Below are 19,238 nucleotides of genomic sequence, written 5' to 3'. Positions count from 1 at the left end.
AGGTTTTTTTCACAATTCCCTTTGACACTCTTTTCTTCTATCATTAATTATCCCCTGAAATATGCCACACCGGATTCAAAGATATACTGATTCTGATTGCCGGTAATATTCACCGCCACAGAGGAGCCGATACGTTCGGAATGCGCCATCTTACCCAGCACCCTTCCGTCCGGACTGGTGATTCCCTCAATAGCATAATAGGAGCCGTTGGGGTTATAATCCTCCTCCATGGTGGGCTTCCCATTCAAGTCCACATACTGGGTAGCCACCTGGCCGCTTTCAAACAATTTCTTAATCCATTCCTCACCGGCTACAAAACGCCCTTCCCCATGAGAAGCCGGTATGGAGTATACCCCTCCAAGCTCTGCCTTCATCAGCCAGGGGGATTTGTTGGACACCACCTTGGTATAGACTGATTTTGAGATATGCCGCCCGATATGGTTTGTCGCCAGAGTGGGAGAATCCTCCTTCTGCGGCGTAATCTCCCCATAAGGCACCAGTCCCAGCTTAATCAATGCCTGAAAACCGTTGCAGATACCGAGAGCCAGTCCATCCCGGACATTCAGCAGATCACTTACGGCTTCCTTCAATTTCTCATTGCGAAAGGCTGTGGCGATAAATTTCCCGGAACCATCCGGCTCATCTCCGGCGGAGAAACCGCCGGGGAACATGAGAATCTGCGCCTCCCGGATTCCTTTTGCAAAGGCATCCACCGACTCACGGATATTGTCTTCCGACAGGTTCTTAAAGACTACTGTCCTCACCTCTGCTCCTGCCGCTTCAAAGGCTCTCAGGGAATCGTACTCACAGTTAGTTCCCGGAAATACGGGGATGAATACTACCGGCTTCGCCGCTTTGTTCTGGGACAGATATATCTTCTTATTGCCCAATTCTCCCTGTGCGAAGTTCTGTCCGTCCGGCAGATTTTGTATTATCCTCAAATCCTGCTCGTTCCCCAAGCCTTGCTCACTATCCTGTTCCCGCTGCTCTGCTCCGGAACCGTCCGTCTGAACCCTGGTAGGATACACCGTCTCCAAGGTATCCGTCCATGCCTTCAGAGCCTCGGTCAAGTGAATTGTCACACCGCCGTAACGGAATTCCTGCTCCTGTGTTACGGTTCCGATCCTTCTGAATTCCTCCGGAGCAAACCCTTCCTGTTCCAGAGCCATAGCCGTCTCTTCGGAAACCTCGGCAATAATATGCCCATAGCCCGGAAGGAACAGTTCCTCTTCGGTAAGCTGCTTCGGAAGCCGCACTCCCAGCATATTACCGAAGGCCATCTTGCTCAGAGCCTCTGCGATTCCTCCAAAGCCCGGCGCATAAGCAGCCCGTACCTTTCCTTTCCGCATCAGCTTCGTAATCCTGTCATAGAGCCCGGTAGCCTGGGCATAATCCGGAAGATCATAGGCATCTTTTCTGATCTCAAACTGAACCAATATATTTCCCGCTTCCTTCAGCTCTGTGGTAACCACATCCCCGCCCTTTGCGATATCCACCGCAAAGGAAACCAGCGTCGGAGGCACATCAATCTCATTAAAGCTGCCGGACATGCTGTCCTTTCCTCCAATGGAGGGAAGCCCCAGCTTCAGCTGGGCATCATAGGCCCCCAGCAGCGCCGCCAGCGGCTCTCCCCAGCGTTTCGGATCATTGCCCAGCTTCCGGAAGAACTCCTGGAAGGTAAATCGGATTCCCCTGTGATCGCCTCCCGCCGCTACAATTTTAGCAACCGAGGACAGCACGGCGTACGCGGAACCGTGGAAAGGCGACCAGCTGGACAGATAGGGATCAAAGCCGTAGCTCATCATGGATACGGTATCGCAATTCCCCCGAAGAACCGGGAGCTTCGCCGTCATGGTCTGAATCGGGGACAGCTGATATTTTCCTCCATAGGGCATGGTTACAGTCCCCGCCCCGATGGAGCTGTCGAACATCTCCACCAGCCCCTTCCTGGAGCAGACATTCAAGTCAGATAAGGCCTTCAGCCAATTCTCTCTGACATCCCCGTCCAAATCCATTGCAGCTTTCCGGAAATAGCTGCCCTCCCGGGAAGGAATTGTCACCTTAGCTCTTGCCTCCTGGTGTGCTCCGTTGGTATCCAGAAATGCTCTGGAAATATTCACGATCTCCCGGCCTCTCCAGTTCATCACCAGACGGGGAGTTTCGGTTACTTTTGCAACCACTACCGCTTCCAGGTTCTCCTCCCCGGCAAAATCAAGCATCCGGTCCACATTCTCAGGGTCAACTACAACCGCCATTCTTTCCTGGGACTCAGAAATGGCTAATTCCGTTCCGTCCAGCCCCGCATATTTCTTCGGCACCCGGTCCAGTTCAATCTCAAGCCCCGGAGCCAGCTCACCGATGGCAACCGACACACCGCCCGCTCCGAAATCATTGCATTTTTTGATAAGGCGGCTCACCTCTTCCCTGCGGAACAGCCTCTGAAGCTTTCGCTCAGTGGGAGGGTTTCCCTTCTGAACCTCCGCGCCGCAGGTCTCAATGGACTCCGTGGTATGGCTCTTGGAGGAGCCGGTAGCTCCGCCGCAGCCGTCCCGCCCGGTTCTTCCTCCCATTAATATAATCACATCCCCCGGATCGGAATTCTCACGGATTACATTTTTACGCGGCGCCGCGCCCATAACGGCACCGATTTCCATTCTTTTGGCCACATAGTTGGGATGGTAGATCTCATCCACCAATCCGGTGGCAAGGCCGATCTGATTGCCATAGGAGCTATACCCGGAAGCCGCTCCGGTACAGATCTTTCTCTGTGCCAGCTTACCCTTCAGGGTATCCTTCACCGGAACCGTAGGATCCGCCGCTCCGGTCACACGCATTGCCTGATATACATAGCCCCTGCCAGACAGGGGATCGCGGATGGCACCGCCCAGACAGGTTGCCGCGCCGCCGAAGGGCTCGATTTCCGTCGGATGATTGTGGGTCTCATTCTTAAAGAATACCAGCCACTCCTCCGTCTTACCGTCGATTTCCACCGGAACAATGATGGAGCAGGCATTGATCTCGTCGGATACTTCCATATCCTCCAATTTACCGTCTGCCCTCAGCTTCTTCATCGCCAGCAAAGCCAGATCCATCAGGGAGATGTATTTATCATCCCTACCGGCATACAGCTTCTCCCTCTCCCCAAGGTAACTGAGATAAGCTCCCCGGATCGGTTCCGTATAATAGCCTTCCTCTATGGTAACCTCCTTCAGCTCCGTTAAAAAGGTGGTATGACGGCAATGATCCGACCAATAGGTGTCCAGCACACGTATCTCTGTCATAGAGGGATCCCGCCGCTCATCCTTGCTGAAATAATTCTGTATATGCTTAAAATCCTGAAAGGTCATGGCCAGGTTCAAGGATGCATACAGGTTCTTTAATTCCTCTTCCTCCTGTCTCGCAAAGCCCTCCAAAATAGCCACGTCTTCCGGCTCATCAAACCAGGTAACCAGAGTCTCCGGCTTACTTTCCTCCGCCTCTCTGGAATCCACCGGATTGATGCAATAGCTCTTAATGCGTTCAAATTCCTCTTCGGACAGCCGGCCGGACAGAACATAGGTGGCTGCGGAACGGATAACCGGTTCTTCCTTCTCATTCAGCAGCTTCACGCACTGCTGTGCGGAATCCGCCCTCTGGTCAAACTGACCGGGAAGATATTCCACGGTAAAGATTCTGTCTCCGTCAGCAAACGGAAAATTCTCCTCATAAAGGATATCCAACGGCGGCTCTGAGAAAACCGTTCCCAAAGAACTCTGATACGTCTCTTCACTGATATTTTCTATATCGTAACGGATCAGCACCCGAACGGCCCCAAGGCTTTCGATCCCCAGATAGCTGTGCAGCTCTGTTCTTAGTTCCATCGCCCTTACCGCATACGGCGGCTTTTTCTCCACATAAATCCTTTTTACTTTATCCATTCCCAGCTCCCTCTCTCAAATTTGGCAACAGTTCCCTTCCCCCATCTGAACCGTTACCGAATTTCATCATTTACTTGCATTATAGCATAGCATGTCTTATAATCAAAATTAATATATGTTAATCTTTTTATTAGGTTGACTAATAAACAGCAAACACTGCATAGAAAGGGATTTATGGATATTAATTACGAATTGTATAAAGTCTTTTATCATGTAGCGAAAAGCCTGAGCTTTTCAGAGGCGGCGGACGCCCTGTATATCTCTCAGTCCGCGGTAAGCCAGTCTATTAAGACCCTGGAGAAGCGGCTCAATCAGCCCCTGTTTATCCGCAGCACCAAGCGGGTGGCGCTGACCAAGGAGGGGGAGCTGTTAATTAAGCATATCGAGCCCGCCATTAACCTGATCAGCCGCGGGGAGAATCAGCTCTGTGCCGATCCGAAGAGCGGTGTCCAGTTAAGAATCGGAGCCAGTGACACCATCTGCCGTTACTATCTGGTGCCCTACCTGAATAAATTCCATAGAAAATATCCTAATATTCATATCAAGGTCACCAATGCTACTTCCCTGCAATGTGCCAAGCTGCTGGAGCGCAACGATGTGGATGTTATTGTCACCAACTCTCCCAACCCCGCCTTGAATAATATGATGCAGGTTCTTCCGGTGAAAGAGTTTCACGATATCTTCATTGCGAGCCCGGATGCCTTTCCCCTGGGTAACCGCCCCATCGGATTTGCAGAGCTGCTCCAATATCCGATTCTGATGCTGGAAAAGCGCGCTACCACCAGCATGTTTCTGCATAATCTCTTCCTCGAGCATTCTCTGGATCTGGTTCCCGCTATTGAACTAAGCAGCAATGATCTGCTCATTGATCTGGCGAAAATCGGCTTGGGAATTGCATTTATTCCGGATTTTTGCGTCAAGGAGCTGGAAGGATTGGCTGTGATTCATACGGATCAGGCGATCCCCTCCCGCAGGCTGGTGGCTGCATATAATGCGGATATTCCGCTGTCGGATGCCGCCCGGTATTTTATTGACAGTCTGTCAGAGCATTCTTTCTAAGAATAAAAAGCTGTAATACAGGAAATGGTATCCTGTATTACAGCTTTTCATCATTATTTCACTACTACTTTGATTTTTTTCGTAAGCTTTCCGCACTTAATTACAATGTAATCCGTGCCTTTTGATTTAGCTGCTGCCAATCCTGTTTTCTTATCAATTACAACAATGGATTTTTTAGTTGTCGTAAAGATAATATCTGTTTTCTTATAACCATATGCCTTTACTTCAAAGGTAAACTTACTTCCAAGCTTCATAGAACCGGTTTCTTTTATAAGTTTTATAGAAGCATCTTTTACCGTGATTTTATCGGTATAGGTTCTGGTTATATCACCGGTGGTAACAGTGACGGTAATCACAGCGGTACCCTTTGCCTTTGCAGTTAATTTACCCTTCGCTGACACGGCAACCACTTTATTGTTACTTGATTTATAAGTGATCTTCATATCTGCCAGCTTGGCATCCACTGCCTCCTTAACCGGGCCGGGAAGCTCTATCTTGACCGTCGCGGTATTCCCTGTTGTTCCCCCCACATATAAGGTTTCTTTCGAGGGTGCTGCCTTAATTTCCTCCACTGCGGCTTCGGTTAATAATGCTTTATCATCGATTACAATAATGTACTCGGAAGCATGGGTGAAGCTTAAATTCACCTTACCTTTATCATCAATCTTTCCTACGGACTGCAGCTCCAAGGCTCCGGTCTCCGGGTTGTAGTAGAAAAGGCTGGCAATCTTACCCTTGTTCTCTGTGTTCAGATTAATCGAAAGAATTGCCCGTAAACCAAAGTCACCGTGATCTGCCAACTGTAAAGGTACATGAGGAGCCTCTTGAGCCACTTCTTCAATCACCGCCGGAGGAATTTGCTCTGCCTGTCTGAGGACGGACAAATCAATATCCTTAAGCTCTTCACCGTAGATTTCCTTACCATTAATAATCCAGCTGTAATCTTCGAACTGCAGTTCAATGGTTTTGTCTGTATTCTGTATTACTTCCAACACTTCCTTGGGAAGAATTGAGGCGTCGCCCACCTGAATAACAACGGTATTCTCTTCCTGGCTCTCCTCTTTTCCTTCCTCCTTCGGTTCTTCTTTTATTTCCTCCAGATGCTTAACAATATCCGTCCATCCCTCAACCTTATCCTTGCCGTCCAGCTTTGGTTCATTTGCCGGCGCAGGAGTTACGGTCGGTGCCGAAGTCGGTGTTGCCGGATTCGGTGCCGATGTCGGTGCCGGTGTCGGCGTTACCGGCCTTGGTGTCGGTGTTGGCGTTACCGGATTCGGCGTCGGTGTCGGCGTTACCGGCCTTGGTGTCGGTGTCGGTGTTACCGGATTCGGCGTCGGTGTCGGTGTTACCGGATTCGGCGTCGGTGTTGGCGTTACCGGATTCGGTGTTGGTGTTGGCGTTACCGGATTCGTGTTTTCCACCAAATCTCTCACCGCTTTATCCAATGCCTGTACCGCAGCATCCACTGCTTCCTGTGTCACATCACTATTTGCAAGTACTGCAGATGCATGATTAATGGCCTGAACTACCGCCGCATAACTTTCTGCTGTATACTTACTGCTATCCAGGGCCCTTGCCGTATTAACAGCCTGTGACAATGCTGTTTTATCCACCGTTGTTCCCGGTGCTCCCCCATCTGAAACCTGTCTGATCACAATGGAGTTCAGACGCGAAGTATTTCCTGCCGCAAAGTACATGGATATATTTCCATCTGTTACTACTACATCCGCTACCTTTCCGATTGTATAAGACTCGGCATTGTTGCCTACCGAAAATACAGAGCCGGAATTTTCTACTGTCACTTTAACAGTACTCTTATAGAAAGAACCGGATGTAAATTCAATGTTATAAGTACCATTCGGCACATCAGCAATAAAGGTCTGACCATCCGGAATAACAAAGTCCGTGTATACCAGTGAAGGTAAAATACCCTCCTGTTTATAGCTTTCCGCGCGTCCTTCCACGGCTGCCGCTCCATCTTCAAAGCCATAGCCTCTTGCTTTGGTATAAGAGATGCCTAATTGCTCCGCGGTACGTTTGCCGCCCTTGGGATTTACCGTAACACCGGTCCATCCGGGAGCTGCATCTGCCGCATTAATACCAAAATCAAATTTCCATACTGCCTTGTAATCCACAAACACCTTGAGAAGCACCTGACCGGAATAATCCTCTGCCGCTCCTTTTACGTCAAAGCTTCCCTCTGACAGAAGAAGTTCTTCGTTTATATCCATATCCCAGGTTACCTCTACCGTGCTTGTTTTACCTGATTTATAAATGGCTTTTACTTGTTTTGGAAGAAGGGAACTCAGATCTTCTTTCCTGCTTCCAATTGCCGCCTCTACCGGCGCAAGACTTTCAAATCCCGTAATATAATCATCTTTTACTTCCACACTCATTTTTACCGTCTGAGAACCAAACTTAGCAAGAGCTGCAGTTGTACCTACGGCAGTATACGTTCCTTTCTGCGTGAGATCCACCGCTGAAGCATCCCATACAACAGCAGCTGCTTCTGTTCTCTTGTTTAAGAAAGCAAAGACTGCTGTCCCGGGAAGTTCCAGGGAGCCGTTTTTCACTGTGTAAACCACATAATAAGGCTCTGTATCGCTCACTTTTGTATAGCCTTCAAAGCTATAAGAATCAATCTTATTCGGAACTACTTTTACCGTTTTGCTGATCACGCCCTCATACCCTGCCACTGTACCTGTTATGGTATAGGTGTTCGGATTCGTGATATCCAGGCCGGTAACATCCCAAAGGATAGCGGCCGTTGTTTCGTTGCCTTTGGTATCTATTACATTCACCTGTGCCGGTAACAAATCCGCTGCGGAACCGCCTTCCGGTACAATGGCATCCTCTACCAGGTCAGGCAAGGTAAAGTCTACTATGGATTGAATATCCACTAAGGTTTTTACCTTTACCGGTGCAGACAGATAAGACGTTCTTCCGTCTGCGATAGCTGCAATTTTATAAGAGTATTCTGTATCGGCAGCCACATTCGTATCTTTATAACCGTAGTAGGTGATATCGGCGGGATCTGTAACTACCGGCGGCTCTACGATTTCTTTAATCGTAAGACCGTTAAAGTAGATAGCCGGATTACCGCTTTTACTGGATTGATTCGTAACATTGATGGTACCGTCATTTACGTCCACTGTTACTGTTTCTACAATCACGGACTTGACACTGCTTCCTCTTCTGATATCCGTCAGCTTAGTACCTTCCACTGTCACCTGATTGTATTGTGTCCCGGAACCATTGTATGTATGATATGCAACCTCATACTTGCCGTTTGGAACCTTTACCACAAATTCAAAAACACCACTATCATTCCAGCCCAACAGACAATCATCATAGACATATTGTAAATCGCCTGTATAAGCATACCCTTTATGGGAAAACCCTAATTCCTTCGCAGCGTCTGTAAATCCATAGGTTCCGGTTGCTTCATAGGAAGCACTGGCAGTCCTGATATTAATCCATCCCTCTTGAACGGCTCCGTCACCAAAATCAAACTTATAATCAATTGGCTCTCTTACTGAAGTACCGTCTTCCGTCACTTCTACCAACTCATCCAATTGCAGGGTATCCAGTAACTGGTATTCCCCATCCTGCCCCGCTCTGTATACTTCATATCCGGTAATAGCATGTCCGTGCACACCGTCAGAAGCTTCCGAGAAGATAAAGGACGCAGAATCCGCTGTTACTGTTCCCGGCTTTAACTTCGATGTCACTACTCCTTCCGATAATAGATAGTCCAAGTTGGCCGGCTGGTTGTATCCTACATTCTGCCATGCAACACCAATACGATAAGCACTGTTTTCCATCAGTGCAGGTATCACATAATCCGTCATAATGGTAGAGGTATAGATGCGGACCTTGCTGTCATCCGAAGAGCTTCTTGCAATAATTTCTTCTCTCCAGTCACCCAAAATATCTGCCACTAATCCCAAATTACCCTTTGTACCATTACTGGTATATACTTCCGCGCTGTCAAATAATTTCTCCGACTCCTGCTTCGCATAATTCCATTTTGTGATATTGGTACGAAGAGGAACATAGGCAGCATTATTGAAAGTATGGTTTTGTAATTCGCTTAATAAATCGCCGTCCCAGAATAAACTAAAGTTTACATCCGGTGTTCTCTCAGAAATCTTAACAAAATTCTCGAAGGTCGATGTTGACGAATAAAGTCCGCCGTCCACACCGTCCCAGGCTGCATTGGCCCACATCTCCGCACCAATATAGTTCGGGTCTACATCAGCCGCAACACCGCGCCCGGTATCTTTGCCGGTAAAGTATCCCCATAAAATCTCACCGCTCTCCGCATCACGTATTTCCACCTGATATTCAGAGTTTGTGTGTTCATGTACGGAGAAGACCTCCAGTCCCGGACGGGAAGGGATCCAATCCGATACATGCATGGCATCTCCGTGTCCCAGACCGGTTGTATACTTCAATGTACCGTCATGTTCAATGGCAAGGGCGCCATATATAATTTCATCCTTACCGTCCCCGTCCACATCATTCACGGATAAACCATGGTTACCCTGTGCTTCTACTTCGCCATACTGGCTCTTCGGATAATTATTACTGTCAAACCTCCATCTTACCTGAAGGGTATCCCCTTTTCCATTCCCGTCCGTATCCACTAAATCATAAGCAGTAAGGCAGGTCCTGGTATAATAGCCTCTTGCAAATACCGCACTCGGATTTTCTCCGTCAAGATATGCAACCGCCGATAAGAAACGGTCCACACGGTTACCATATCCGTCACCCCAGGCATCCACCGAGCCGCGCTCCGGCAAATAATCCGCTGTTGCAAGAATTCCGCCTGTTTCACCGTCAAAAGCAGTCAGGTATTCCGGACCATTCAGTACATATCCGCTGCTGTTTCTATAATCATGAGCAGGGCTTATAACGGATACCGGAAGTTCGCTTGCGCTTACCGCTCCTACATAACCGGTTTCAACCAGGTTACCGCCTATATTCTGATAAGTAGTACTTCCGTCCGCCGTTTTACAAATCAGCTCCGCCTTGCCGTCACCATCAAAATCCCATACCTGGAATTGAGTATAGTGAGCACCGGTACGGATATTGACACCCAGGTCAATTCTCCACATAAGATCGGCTGTCCCTGTGGAAGTATCCACATTATAGGCATCCAATATGGTAGTTCCGGTATAACCGGCACCGGAATTATCTTTTGAATTAGAAGCCCATTTTACAATTAATTCGTAATCGCCGTCTCCGTCCAAATCACCAACGGACATATCATTGGCTGTAAAACCGACAAGGGCTCCGTCAGGCAGAAGCTGATCGGCCGGTTTATTTAACTGCAATTCAAGGAAGTAATCTGCCCAGCTGTTAACTGCCTTTGCAGTCAGACCGGAAGCGCCGTCAGAGCTTCCGACTACTTTATAGACATCTCCTGCCCTGCCGTCCGGATCTACGCAGTTTGTCACAGTAAGACCGGATTGAATGGGGACATCATTTCTATAAATATCAAAGGTGACATTCTCCGGATCACTCTCAAATAATCTCCAGCTTAAATATACACCCTTCATCAGCTCATTGCCGTCCGCATCCTTTGTTGTAACGTTTATATCCGCACCCTTATTACCGGCCAGATCCACCGCAACCAGGGCTCTGTCTGATAAGTTTTCCGCTTTTTGTCTTACCAGGACATCATTAACCGGGCTGTGCACCGGAGCCGACTTCGGTCCAATTCCTCCTCTGCCAACCGCTTCTACCATATAGTAATAGGGGATATTGGTACGAATGTCAGGGTCTGTATCAGAGAAATAAGAAGTCTTAATTTCTCCCACTTTGGTAAAGCCCTTATATCCCTTCATTCCTTCCAATCTTGTGGAGCGGTATACATTATAGGAGGTAGCTCCTGTAACCGTATCCCAGGTGAGATAGATATTCGCTCTGCCTGCAGACTCCACCCTCACATTAACAGGCGCCAGGGGAGGTGCCGCATCAGGGTCAATCATTGCCACCTCAATGGTATTACTTGGCGCTGATTCCGTTCCATCGGCAAGCACCGCGGTTACATAATACTGTCTGACCTCACCGAAATTAGCCGCCATGGCACTTGCGTCCAATCCTCCCAATTCCTCTGCCGGGAAGGACTTAACCACGCTGAAGGCCGGGTCCGTGGTAGACTTTTGATACACTCTGTAGGATACTGCTTCGGCAATTCCTTCAAAACTGATCAGGAAAGTGACATTCCCTTCACCGAACTGCAATTCAGAGTAGGACAGCATACTCGGAGCCCCTAAGATCGGTGTAAGCTCAAGACCGTTAATATAGCCGTTCTGTCCGCCAATGGTAAGGTTCAGCTGACCATCCGTAATGCGGATCACCGCATTTAAGGTTCCGACATTCTGCTTCGCCGATATCGTGCCAAGGCTGACGCCTTCCGCAAAGAAATCGGACTTAACGGTAGAACCGCCTGCCATAACATCGCCGGAATAAATCTTAATCTCATAATCGCCGTTGGGCAGATCGTATGCGAATTCTCCCGCCATACAGAATTCACGGGTCAAAGCATTGCTGACGCCCGGGATCGCCATACCGCGGTCACGTCCATTGTTAGGCGCCTTTGTCCAGCCGTATCCCAATGCTTTATCATATAATTGGGAACTATGTACCGGTGTATAACCGGGCATTACCTCATTGTCCGGCTTATAATTAAAATCAATTTTATAAAGGGCGGATTTGGTTTCTACTGCAATTACAGAGGACAGCTCACCAAGCCCTTTCTCATTAAAGCCCCTTACCGCATATGCGTAGGTTCTTCCTCCGACACAATTCTTGTCTGTATATTTCGTTACGGAGCTTACAGAATATTTATCGGCATGGGTAAAATCCACACTGTCAACGGTCTGACCCTCTGTTAATTCCTGACGGTAAATATAATATAATTCTGCGCCTTCCGCTTTATCCCATCCAAGGCTCACACTGGTAGCACCAACCATGGTCGTAACGACATTGGCTGCCGCTTCCGGAGTCTGAGTAGGAATATTAATGACCACACGGGATTTCAAATCATCCAGTTGAGCATCTTTCCCATACTCGGTAATTAATCTTGCGACACACTGGGCAAACTTATAGGCTCCGTAATATTGCAAATGGGTGGAGTCTGCCACGCCGCCGGCATACGCGCCGTCATAATCGCCTGCTGCCAGATGAAGAAATAAGGACTTTGCTCCATCGATGCCAAAATCTTCACACAAGCTGATGGAGGCTCCGGTCAAATCAAGAACAGGAACGCCCTGATCGTTGCCCATGCTAATCATTACCTGACGATATCCGTCAAAATTACTGCTAAAGGTGCCATCCGCATTGGGGCTGTATCTTGCCACCGGAGTTACCAATACCGGAGTTGCGCCTCTTTGCCTTGCTCCATCAATGTAATATTGGATCGCCTTCGGGAAATCTCCGACGGATACATAGCGGTTCGGCCTGGAAGTCGTCGCATCATTATGTCCCCATTGAAGGAACAGATAATCTCCCGGCCGGATATCCTCTAATAAATCATCCAGCTTTCCTTCATCAATGAAGGACTGGGAGCTTCTTCCTCCAATTGCCCGGTTCTCTACAATCACATTGGCTGCTTCATAGACCTGTGACTGGCTGTAAGTAGCATTCACCGCTTCTCTTTCCTCTATGAAATCGCCAAAAAAGTTATGTAAGGTTTCTCCCCAGCCTGCCTGAGGATAGTAGTATTTATCATAGGTCTGAACGGTTGAGTCGGATGCCAGGTAAATCGTAGGCTTTACTCCCGGCTCTTTTGCTTCCTTACGGTTAATCTGCAGCCTGCTGACATATACCTTTCCAAGAGGTGCTGCTGTTTCTTCTTTTGCATCGCTTGTCTTTAAAAACTTCAGATCTAATTTGCCGTCCACCAGCACTGCCGTAAAGCTCTTCGAAACGGTTTGTCCCGGCTCCACCTGAATACCGCTGGCCTTTGTGATATTTTCCGCTTTTACATAGGCTGTATAGGATGTATCCCCAGGGTTCACAAAGGTTACGGTAACATCATAATCTGCATTTTCCAAATCCATATGAAAAACGGATGTGTTCTCATAGGTATAAACCCCATACCCTGAGCTTTCGGTTTCCGTCCACACTTTGCTTCCAATTTCAAGGGAATCTGCGATCATCGCACTGCCGGATACCGCCTTTACATAATTCACGGTTCCTAAAGAACTGGAAGTACGGGGATAATACACCCCACTGACCCATCCAGGTGCAGGAGTGTTATACTCTTCATCCGAAAATCCATATCCTGTCCCTTCCGAATAAACAGTCCCCTCTGTTATCTCATTTCCAAAAGCAAAGTCGAAGGCAGAGGAAGTCCCCATTCCCGCCAAAGCTACTTGTCCGGTTTGCTCCTGCCCTTCCATTGGAGACGCCGCACTGGCAACCCCTGCCAGATTGCCTGCAATCATAACACATGTCAACACAAAAGCAAGCACTCTCTTATGAAGTCTTCTCTTCATAGATTATCTCTCCTTTTCTCTCCCATTTATTTGATTGGTTACCTCTTGCTCCGCTTCACAAGCTCCCCTCCATTGGCAAAGATCAACCGGAACCGGAATATTATGAAAAGAGCAAAATTACTTTAAAATCATAATGAAATTTTATACAGTATTCTTAATCATTTCCATTCAAATTCACATTAAAACTATTCGATTTCGGCTTTATTCTAATCAATTTTTTAATCTTTATAGTGTTTTCACCCCAATTATTAGTTGAATATATCTGTTTTAAACAGACCTATTCGCTTTTTTTAATACAAATTGTATAAATTAGGAGGAGTCGGAATTTGTAATTATAGTTGGAATCACACAATTGATACCTTTGGAAAATATGCAGGAAAAAGCCTGCTAAAAGCCCAATACTTCATGATATTCCATAATACTTTACAGGAAACCAAAAGGCTCATATTACAAAAAAAGCCGGGCAGGCATCCCCTTTTCAGGAGACATCCGCTCGGCCTTGGATTTACTTCTCTTCCTTTGCCAGGAAGCTTTCTCTATTGATTCAATTCCTTAATACGGCGCTGAATTACTGCGTTATAATTAAGCACCTTTCTCTCGTACTCCTCATTCATAAACTTGGAGGTAATCATAAAGTCCGCTGTCGCCTTATTATTGGCAACAGGAATGTCATATACCGCACAGATACGCAGCAGTGCCTTTACATCCGGGTCATGAGGCTGGGATTCAAGAGGATCCCAGAAGAAGATTACAAAATCGATATTCCCTTCCACAATTCTGGAACCGATCTGCTGATCTCCGCCAAGAGGACCGCTGTTGTACGCTTTGACCGGCAGCTCTGTCTTATCTGCAATCATGCGTGCCGTCGTGCCGGTTCCGCATAGAAAATGATTCTTTAAAATATGCTTATTTGCCTCCACCCATTCCACCAATTCCTTCTTTTTGCTGTCATGGGCAATAAGCGCTATGTGCTTTTGTTTCTCAATGGTAAAGCTGATATATTCATCTTGAAGCATAGTATTCCCTCTCTTTCCTTCTTTTCCTATTCTGTCTCTACTTTACTCTTACCGACACCAAGCATCTCTATTACCGGATGCATAACTGCTGCCACAATCCCCGCCGAAAATCCGGTGTTATATAGATTCATTCCCGCATGCAGAATTCCCGAATTAAGAACCACGGAAGAGTTGATAAACCCGGCGATCACTCCGTAAAGCCATCCATAATGCCCGCTAATGGGCGCCAGCCCGGTGCCGAATAAGGCGGCAAGAAGAATGGGCGGATCATTGATATTCCAAGTCTTAGTGAGACTGCCGATGATTACACCGATTAAGATCGGAGTAATATTCCTTACATGCTTGCCGTAAGCGCCAAAACACATCACCGTCATAATGCCTCCGATGGTAGGGCCGTTCAAAGCTCCTCCCACCACCAGCACATAACCCAGGGCAAGAAAACCATTCAATCCCATATTGATCAGGGCCGTTCCAAAATCCGTCATAGCAACAAAATCACTGGGCGCCACTCCCGAGTAGGTGAACAGTCTTCTTAAGGACTTAAGATGCCTGCCGTTCAGGAGAAAACCAAGAATGATCATGGATAGAAACCAGCAAGACAACAGAAGCCCGAATATCCGGTTGTTTCCCTCACTCCACACCAGACGGCTGTACGAAGCAAAGCCGTAGGATCGGAAGATGGATATATAGACGGTGCCGATCAGTCCCGCCGTGAAGCCTACATTATACAAATCAAACCCTTTATGCACCTTAAACAGCGAAGCGGCCAGGGGAGGTAATATGAAGCCGATGCTTAAGCCCACACCAACTCCCAGCAACAGCTTCAACGGCAGGGGAAGATTCAGCCGGAAGAATATCTCTGACAGAATCGGCGCCAGACTTGTTCCAAAAAAAGCCGTATGGATATGCCTGGCAAGCTTCTCCCTTTTAAATGCCGCATAACACACCACACCAAGGATAATAAGCCATATATTCAACAGGTCTTTTCCAAATAACGCAAAGCCGCCCATCAGATAAATTGCAATGATCGAAATCCCGCTGATCTCAACCTTCAAAAAATATAAAATAAGAATAGTAAGAAGCATAATGACCCCGGCATTGACAAAGGCGGCTCCCATTCCGCCAATCTCAATATAATCCGTAATCAGTACATCCGGCTCTACAATAATCCGGTAAATTCCCTGCACAATTCTCCGCGGAGGATCCACCGCCAGTCCAAATAATACAAACAACAGTGAGTACGTTGTGAAAATACCATATTTTATTCTGTTCGAGACAGGCGATACTTGTTTTTCTTTGACAAAATGCTCTCTTCGTCTTTGCCCCATACATTCTCCCATTTGTTTTTTGGTTATTTCGTTAACTGTTCCAGGCGTTCCTTTACCTGCTTCATCATGTCCGTATATTTATCCAGCTTTGCCCGTTCCTCTGCCAGCTTGCTTTCCGGCGCCTTGTTTACAAAGTTGGGATTGGCCAGCATACCGTTGACGCGCTTCAGCTCTCCTTCCAGCCGCTCCTTTTCCTTGTTCAGACGTTCTATTTCCTTATCGATATCCACCAGGTCTGCAAAGGGAATGTAAATCAGCGCACCCGGAATCACAATGGATACCGCGTCCTCCGGGATTCCTGCTTTATCCGCCTGGACAGGAACCTCACTGGCATAGCCGAGGGTCGCGAAGAAGACCTTACTGTCACTGAAGATATCCCGAATCCTTGTGCTGTCGGAAACCACAATCACCGTAGCCTTTCTGCTGGGGGGAACATTCATCTCCGAACGCAGGTTGCGAATTCCCTTAACCGCTTCCTTAATCAACTCCACCGCTTCCGCTTCTTTGTCATAGTCAAAGCTCTCCTGATATACCGGCCATTTGGAGATCATGATGGAAGCCGCTTCACACTGACCGGACATTTCCTGGAGGGTGCAGAAAATCTCCTCCGTTACAAAAGGCATATAGGGGTGCAGCAGCTTAAGGGAGGTAATCAGCACATGCTTCAGCGTCCAGAGCGCCGCTGCCTTGGTCTCGTCGGTTTCGCTGTACAGCCTTGGCTTCACCATCTCGACATACCAGTCGCAGAACTCTTCCCAGATAAAATCATTGATTTTCTGAGCCGAAATACCCAGGTCATAATTCTCCAGACCTTCCGTCGCTTCGGCAACCAGAGTATTCATCTTGGAGAGAATCCAGCGGTCTGCAAGGGTTAGCTGCTTCTCGTCGATGCTCTCTCCCACATTGGCCTTTTCCAGATTCATCATGATGAAACGGGAAGCATTCCATACCTTGTTGGCAAAGTTGCGGCTTGCCTCTACCTTCTCCCAGTAGAAACGCATGTCATTGCCGGGGGCATTGCCGGTGATCAGAGAGAAGCGAAGGGCATCCGCGCCGTATTTATCAATTACCTCCAGCGGGTCGATTCCGTTGCCCAGGGATTTGCTCATCTTGCGTCCCTGGGAATCCCGGACCAGGCCGTGGATCAGCACCTTGCTGAAGGGCTTCTCTCCCATATGGGCATAGCCGGAGAATACCATTCGCAGCACCCAGAAGAAAATGATATCGTATCCCGTTACCAGCACATCCGTGGGATAGAAATAATCCAGCTCCTCTGTCTTTTCCGGCCATCCGAGGGTCGAGAAGGGCCATAGGGCGGAGCTGAACCAGGTATCCAGGGTATCTTCATCCTGCCTCAGATGGGTGGATCCGCATTTGGGACATCTGGAGGGCTCCTCTCCGGCAACTATCACCTCGCCGCAGCCGGCACAGTAATAGGCCGGAATGCGGTGTCCCCACCAGAGCTGTCTGGAAATACACCAATCCCTGATATTTTCCGCCCAGTTAAAATAGATCTTATCAAAACGCTCCGGAACAAATTCAACCTCTCCGGACTTAACCGCTTCGATGGCGGGCTTTATCAGCTCATCCATCTTAACGAACCACTGCTGCTTGATCAGAGGCTCTACGGTTGTTCCGCACCGGTCATGGGTTCCTACATTGTGGGAATGATCCGCAATCTTAACCAACAGCCCCAATTCCTTCAGCTCGCTTACAATTGCTTTCCGGGCCTCATAGCGATCCATTCCTGCATACTTGCCGCCGCTGGCATTGATGGTGGCATCATCATTCATGACATTGATCTCCGGGAGATTATGCCGCTTCCCCACCTCAAAATCATTGGGGTCATGAGCCGGGGTAATCTTAACCACTCCGGTTCCGAACTCTCTATCCACATAAGTATCCGCCACTACCGGGATCTCACGGTTCATCAGAGGGAGCAGAACCATCTTCCCGATGAGATGCCGGTATCTCTCATCCTCCGGATGAACAGCAACCGCGGTATCTCCCAGCATGGTCTCCGGACGGGTGGTGGCCACCTCCACAAAGCCCTCCTCACCGACGATGGGATATTTGATGTGCCAAAAATGTCCCGCCTGTTCCTCATGCTCCACTTCCGCATCGGAGATGGAGGTCTGGCACACCGGACACCAGTTAATGATTCTGGAGCCTTTATATATCTTTCCCTCGTTATAAAGCTTCACAAATACTTCATTTACAGCATTGGAACAGCCCTCGTCCATGGTAAAGCGCTCCCTGTCCCAATCGCAGGAGGAGCCCAGCTTCTTGAGCTGGGAGATGATTCTGCCGCCATATTCCTTCTTCCAGTCCCAGGCCCTGTCCAGGAAGGCTTCTCTTCCGATGTCTTCCTTGTTGGCAATGCCCTCCTTGCGCATCTGCTCAATAATCTTAACCTCGGTGGCAATGCTGGCGTGATCGGTTCCCGGCTGCCAGAGGGCATTATATCCCTGCATTCTCTTAAAACGAATCAAAATATCCTGCATCGTATTATCCAATGCATGACCCATATGAAGCTGTCCCGTGATATTCGGCGGCGGAATTACAATGGTAAAAGGCTTCCTGCTTCTATCAACTTCGGCATGGAAGTATTTCTTCTCCTCCCAATTATGATAGAGCCTTTCCTCAATGGCCTTTGGATCATAGGTTGTTGACAATGTAACGCTCTTTGCTGTTTCTTGTTCCATTTCTCTAATCGTCCTCTCTGTTTTTCATTATATTCGTATCTCTCGCACCAGTAACAGCCGGCGTTATCCGCCAGGTCTGCCCTGTCCGCAAAACAAAAAGGTTCCCCGCCAAAAAGGACGAAGAACCGTGGTACCACCTTTATTCATGATAACGCCAGCTTTAGCTCCCATCTGCCGGCAATATCAACTCATGTGTCTGTAACGGGACTTCCCGGCATCTCCTACGCACCCTTCCCATATGACCCGCATACAAAAGGTTTCAAAGCTGCTGCTCCGGAGCTACCTTCAATAAGTTCTCCTTGAACCGCATTTCAGCCAATGAGCGGTTCTCTCTGATAGGATTTCTTATCTAATCCTCTCCATCCTCACATTTTATCGTATGATTAATGTAATAAAACACTAGTATAATCATATGCGAGGTTGGAATTAATGTCAAGTGTTTTTATAGCGGCAAGGGGGCATAAGAAACCTTACCGTGCTTCGCAAATGGAAAGAGTACACACCAAAAAACTCACACTATGTGTGAGTTTTTCAGTAGATGAAACCTATTGTTACATATTTTTCATCTTAATAAAAAATGCCAAAATCACTAAGTTATTTAAATTATATACTCAAACTTCGCACTTGAATAAGTGCCTATGCACCTTGAAAATTCAATAATAACTGGCATAAAAATAGCATGAAACCGTCTGGTTTTGGTATA

6 protein-coding genes and 1 other annotated feature are annotated in these 19,238 nt (G+C 47.8%); of the genes, 1 reads left to right on the top strand and 5 read right to left on the bottom strand.

Annotation, left to right across the window (positions count from 1 at the left end):
* Positions 1–47: 47 nt before the first annotated feature.
* Positions 48–3,917: a phosphoribosylformylglycinamidine synthase gene (locus tag HNQ56_RS23040; RefSeq protein ID WP_429150778.1), complete on the bottom strand. Its 3,870-nt coding sequence runs from the start codon at positions 3,915–3,917 to the stop codon at positions 48–50.
* A 174-nt stretch (positions 3,918–4,091) separates the two neighbouring features.
* On the opposite strand from HNQ56_RS23040, the gene HNQ56_RS23035 reads away from it, so the two are divergent.
* Positions 4,092–4,976 (top strand): LysR family transcriptional regulator, encoded by an 885-nt coding sequence (locus tag HNQ56_RS23035; protein WP_429150776.1) that lies wholly within the window; start codon positions 4,092–4,094, stop codon positions 4,974–4,976.
* A gap of 53 nt (positions 4,977–5,029) precedes the next feature.
* Here HNQ56_RS23035 and HNQ56_RS23030 read toward each other — a convergent pair whose 3' ends face one another.
* From HNQ56_RS23030 to HNQ56_RS23015, 4 genes are all read right to left on the bottom strand, one after another.
* A complete protein-coding gene (locus HNQ56_RS23030) occupies positions 5,030–13,486 on the bottom strand; it encodes a rhamnogalacturonan lyase family protein (RefSeq protein ID WP_429150775.1) in 8,457 nt (2,818 codons plus the stop codon).
* Positions 13,487–14,022: 536 nt separating this feature from the next.
* Complete coding sequence (locus HNQ56_RS23025; RefSeq protein WP_429150774.1) at positions 14,023–14,502, bottom strand: methylglyoxal synthase; 480 nt, start codon at positions 14,500–14,502, stop codon at positions 14,023–14,025.
* A 26-nt stretch (positions 14,503–14,528) separates the two neighbouring features.
* On the bottom strand, positions 14,529–15,842 hold the full coding sequence (locus HNQ56_RS23020; RefSeq protein WP_429150772.1) for a DUF1576 domain-containing protein: 1,314 nt from the start codon (positions 15,840–15,842) through the stop codon (positions 14,529–14,531).
* Between the two features lie 11 nt (positions 15,843–15,853).
* A complete protein-coding gene (locus HNQ56_RS23015) occupies positions 15,854–18,535 on the bottom strand; it encodes a valine--tRNA ligase (protein WP_429150770.1) in 2,682 nt (893 codons plus the stop codon).
* A gap of 110 nt (positions 18,536–18,645) precedes the next feature.
* Positions 18,646–18,910, bottom strand: a binding site (T-box leader).
* Positions 18,911–19,238 lie beyond the last annotated feature (328 nt).

Origin of the sequence: Anaerotaenia torta, from assembly GCF_050433395.1 — a bacterium.
Classification (GTDB): Bacteria; Bacillota; Clostridia; order Lachnospirales; family Lachnospiraceae; genus Mobilitalea; species Mobilitalea torta.
Note: the sequence above shows the minus strand (reverse complement) of the source record. Positions and strands in the feature narration are given on the sequence as shown.

Excerpts from the sequence above, each read along its gene's own strand:
- HNQ56_RS23040 (WP_429150778.1), bottom strand. The coding sequence starts at position 3,917 with ATGGATAAAGTAAAAAGGATTTATGTGGAGAAAAAGCCGCCGTATGCG.
- HNQ56_RS23035 (WP_429150776.1), top strand. The coding sequence starts at position 4,092 with ATGGATATTAATTACGAATTGTATAAAGTCTTTTATCATGTAGCGAAA.
- HNQ56_RS23030 (WP_429150775.1), bottom strand. The coding sequence starts at position 13,486 with ATGAAGAGAAGACTTCATAAGAGAGTGCTTGCTTTTGTGTTGACATGT.
- HNQ56_RS23025 (WP_429150774.1), bottom strand. The coding sequence starts at position 14,502 with ATGCTTCAAGATGAATATATCAGCTTTACCATTGAGAAACAAAAGCAC.
- HNQ56_RS23020 (WP_429150772.1), bottom strand. The coding sequence starts at position 15,842 with ATGGGAGAATGTATGGGGCAAAGACGAAGAGAGCATTTTGTCAAAGAA.
- HNQ56_RS23015 (WP_429150770.1), bottom strand. The coding sequence starts at position 18,535 with ATGGAACAAGAAACAGCAAAGAGCGTTACATTGTCAACAACCTATGAT.